This window comes from Palleronia sp. (genome assembly GCF_042089775.1).
Classification (GTDB): Bacteria; Pseudomonadota; Alphaproteobacteria; order Rhodobacterales; family Rhodobacteraceae; genus Palleronia.
Window position 1 is genome coordinate 1 of record NZ_JBELKF010000192.1, and the last position, 3,448, is coordinate 3,448.

Annotated in this window: 3 protein-coding genes and 1 pseudogene; 1 reads left to right on the forward strand and 3 read right to left on the reverse strand. The window is 60.4% G+C overall.

Features of this window, described 5'->3' with window-relative positions; genetic code table 11:
* Window positions 1-115 precede the first annotated feature (115 nt).
* Window positions 116-619, reverse strand: a complete 504-nt coding sequence (locus ACFDS3_RS19760; protein WP_375264047.1) for a hypothetical protein — start codon at window positions 617-619, stop codon at window positions 116-118.
* Window positions 620-1,328: 709 nt separating this feature from the next.
* On the opposite strand from ACFDS3_RS19760, the gene ACFDS3_RS19765 reads away from it, so the two are divergent.
* The gene (locus ACFDS3_RS19765) at window positions 1,329-2,141 is read left to right on the forward strand and encodes a hypothetical protein (protein ID WP_375264048.1); all 813 of its coding nucleotides are present in this window, start codon (window positions 1,329-1,331) and stop codon (window positions 2,139-2,141) included.
* Window positions 2,142-2,619: 478 nt separating this feature from the next.
* Here ACFDS3_RS19765 and ACFDS3_RS19770 read toward each other — a convergent pair whose 3' ends face one another.
* Window positions 2,620-2,961, reverse strand: coding sequence for a DUF6481 family protein (locus tag ACFDS3_RS19770; RefSeq protein ID WP_375264049.1), 342 nt, complete (start codon window positions 2,959-2,961; stop codon window positions 2,620-2,622).
* A gap of 263 nt (window positions 2,962-3,224) precedes the next feature.
* Window positions 3,225-3,448, reverse strand: a pseudogene (locus ACFDS3_RS19775) (16S rRNA pseudouridine(516) synthase); the annotation flags it as partial.

A 3,448-nucleotide genomic window follows, 5' to 3' on the forward strand; every position in this document is an offset into this window, starting at 1 on the left:
TCTTCGCTGAACCTCGATCTCTTCATCGTCCGTCTCCTCGTTGGAGCGGACTCTACCGCAAACTGGAGGAAGAAACGGGGCTCAGGTCAGACGGAAGACGTCTGCTCGCCAGAAGCTATTTCGCCGAGCGGCTCCAGGTCGCCTCCCTCAGCGTCTTTTTCCGTCTGGCCACATAGCGCCGAAGGACGACGAGCACAGTAGCAGCCGCACCCAGGATGGGAGTGGTGATCACGATCGAAAGCCAATTCGCGTTCAGGTCGGTGAGGCTATCTTCCCCGAGAGCCCTGAGCATCAGTATCGAGACGGCAACCGCGGTCACCATCCATACCACGATGAACAAACAGCTGAAGAAAACGACTTCCTGTAAGCGATCGACGGCTCTCCCAAAACGGGTGATCGGGTTGCCTTGCTGGTCGTAGTGGTGCTTCTTGAGTTCGTCCCACAGGACCATTGGATACGTGACAATTACGAGCCCGACACAACCGGCTATGATGACGACCGGAGCTGCCATGTAGAAGGGCCAGTCGAACAGCGAGTTGCTCGATGCGTAGCTCAGGTCCCGCAGGAACGCGTCGCCAATGCCTGCCAGCCAAATCCCGACGTCTCCGAGAGTCATCATGAAGTTCCCGTATCCGTTCTCCCGGAGCTTATCATGAAGACCGTCAGATTAGGAGAGACGTCCGTTAAGGGACGCACGTGAGAACGGTAAGTAGCGCGGAAAACGTTTCTTGCGGCCTGAAGTTGTCGAGCGGATCGCGGCATCGCAGCCACAGACAGCGTCGGACGCGGCCTGCTGATCAGCCGACTTGCGGGCTTTGATGCTGGACGGGCGCGGGCGCTGATCCTCTCCTTGCCACACGAAACTCTGTCGTGATGTTGCCGCTCGCGTTGGCCCGGCGTCCGAATGGCAAGGGGGGCATAGTCGTCAGTGTCCATCAATCCCTGATAGAACTTCTGAGCATCATTGCCCTGCTATGGCTACTGCCAAGCCTGGCACGCAGCATGGGCCTGATTTGGTGCGGCATCAGCAAGATGGGGCGTCATCCCGAAGACTGCATGAATGTCGTGGAAGGGCTCGGAGCTGTCGTCCGCCGCGCGGTGCATGAGCGGCAGGTGCGCCGCGCAACATCAACGCCCAAGCAGACAGGGAAGCCAATCCGATCACGGTTCCCGGCCAAACTCTACCGCTGCAATGCCAACCGAGCGGCCGCAGTCTGCCCCAAGCATGGGCGGCAGATCATGATCGTGGACTTGCTCGTCGGACTGCATATCTTCCAATTGCAGGCGTTCAAGATTCTCACCTCCTGGTGCAACGCGGAGACGATCCGATGCCCTTCACCCTCATTGCTGGCTCGTTCGCTCCGGGCCTTGGTTTCCCGGATGGCGACTCGATGCGGTTCATTCCCGATGACCCAGAACCGATCTTCCGCCTCCGCAGGCGGGGCTCGCCGCCCAAGATCAACCCGAAGAACGGGTCGATCCAGCTCCGTTACGAGGGGATCGATACGCTTGAGAAGGCGGCAATCACGCCTTTCTCCTCAGACGCAACGGCCTCCAACCTGGACCTGGCAGGAACCGAGGGCGGAACGACGAATGCACCGGGCTACATCTACTCGAACCAGATCGGCCCGTACGGGCGACCCATTGCCTTCGTGTTCGCCGGAGAGGCACCGGGAAAGACCGGCGACGAAACATTCCTCGGGCCAGACGACATCATGGGCAGCATCAATGTCCAGCAACTCGCGCGCGGCCACGCCTATCCGCTCTTCTACGATACACTTTTCGATGACCTACGGCGAAGGCTGACAGAGGTGACACTGGAGGCCAAGGAGGCCCAGAAGGGCGTCTGGGAGGCGGATAAGACCTCATCGGGGGCCGAGTGGAACGGTGGCCCGGCAACCATGGCCCCGATCTTCCCTAAGCTATGGAGGCGGATCGACGAGTTCACGCGCGATGAGACTTTTTTCGATCCGGAGCAGCCGCTGGCGGGGCTCAAGCCCTGGATAGAGATCGTCAAGCCGGAGCGCGTAAGCGTTCCGCATCGGAACATCTTCACCGGGTTCGACAATCTCCTCGAAACGACCGAGGCAACGGTCAGGATGATCTATGAGCCGCACCAGATCGTCGTCATCTCCGCATAGGGAGCCAATACAGGACTCTGCCGCTGCCCGGCCAGCTGAGCGTCGGGCAGCGGCCCCACCATGTTCAGCCATTCACCCGTCAGCGACGACGGGTGCAGCGAGCGCCAGCGACAGGATCAGGACGACTTGCTTCATGCCTGCGGCATCATTGCTCGTTTAACTTACGGCGGATGAATGTCGTAGAAGGGCTCGAACTGGCCGTCCGCCGTGATCTAATTGAATGACTGGACCGCAGACCTTACTGCCGTTCGCTGCACTTGCTCAATCTGCGCCGCGCCCGCGAGGGCCTTCCAGAGGAAGGGCGGTTTCCGGCCATCCACCGCACCCCCGTGCGGAAGCCGATCATGGCCACTGGCGGATCTCGCCATCTACCCGAAGTTCTTTGCGCACCGCGCGACCTTGCCAGCATTCCCAGAGGATGCGGGGCATGATCAAGTGATCCGCAGTCCGGCGTTGGATACGGCGGGAGCGGCCGTGATCACGATCTACCGAATTTGCGGCTTTTGCGGGCGGCGTAGCGCGCGTCCCTGGCAGCTTTTCGCTCCGCCTCGGTTGGTTCGGGCGTCACGGCTTTCGCTTGCTCCCGTTCGGCTTCGAGCGCCTTTTCACGCTTTTCGCGCTCGCGTTGCTTTTTGGCTTCTTCGGCGGCCGCCCGCTTGCTGGCGGCCTTTGCGTCCCGTTCCTCCCTGCGGGCAGCTCGCGCCGCCAGTTCGGCCTCATCAGGCTTCGGGGCCGCTTTCATCTTCTCGAGTGCCTTTTCCTTGGCACGAGCAGCCGCAGCCGCTCGGTCCTGAAAGCCGGGTTCCTTGAATCCCTTCATGTTATCTTCCTTTCCTGGTGTCCTGCTACTCGTGGTCCTTGGCAAACGCGGTTGCAACGATCAAGCGGCTACGGCTCGCCCCAACATGCCGCGGCGCTTGAGCGGTTCAACCAATCTGGTCAGCTTCTGGTCTATCGGGCATGGCAAACATGTTCATGCACCCGATCAATCGCTGGATGCCAGATCCTTCGGTGGTAAACATTTCTTCCCTTGCGTAAGAAGCGGGCATTCATCCGCCCGACGCCGTGCTCCGGTCACAGCGCCTACCGAAAGATCAAGGCGATCTGTTCCTCGCTCAGCAGCTTCCACTGACCGGGAACCATGCCATTAGGCAGCGCCAGACCGCCCACATGTTCGCGATGCAGTTTCTCGACCTGATTGCCGGTGACAGCAAACATGCGGCGCACCTGATGGTATCGGCCCTCGGTAACAGTCAGGGGAATCGCAGTTGGCTTTGTTGCTTTGAGCTGACCCTCTTGCTGCCGGG

Excerpts from the sequence above, each read along its gene's own strand:
- ACFDS3_RS19760 (WP_375264047.1), bottom strand. The coding sequence starts at position 619 with ATGATGACTCTCGGAGACGTCGGGATTTGGCTGGCAGGCATTGGCGAC.
- ACFDS3_RS19765 (WP_375264048.1), top strand. The coding sequence starts at position 1,329 with ATGCCCTTCACCCTCATTGCTGGCTCGTTCGCTCCGGGCCTTGGTTTC.
- ACFDS3_RS19770 (WP_375264049.1), bottom strand. The coding sequence starts at position 2,961 with ATGAAGGGATTCAAGGAACCCGGCTTTCAGGACCGAGCGGCTGCGGCT.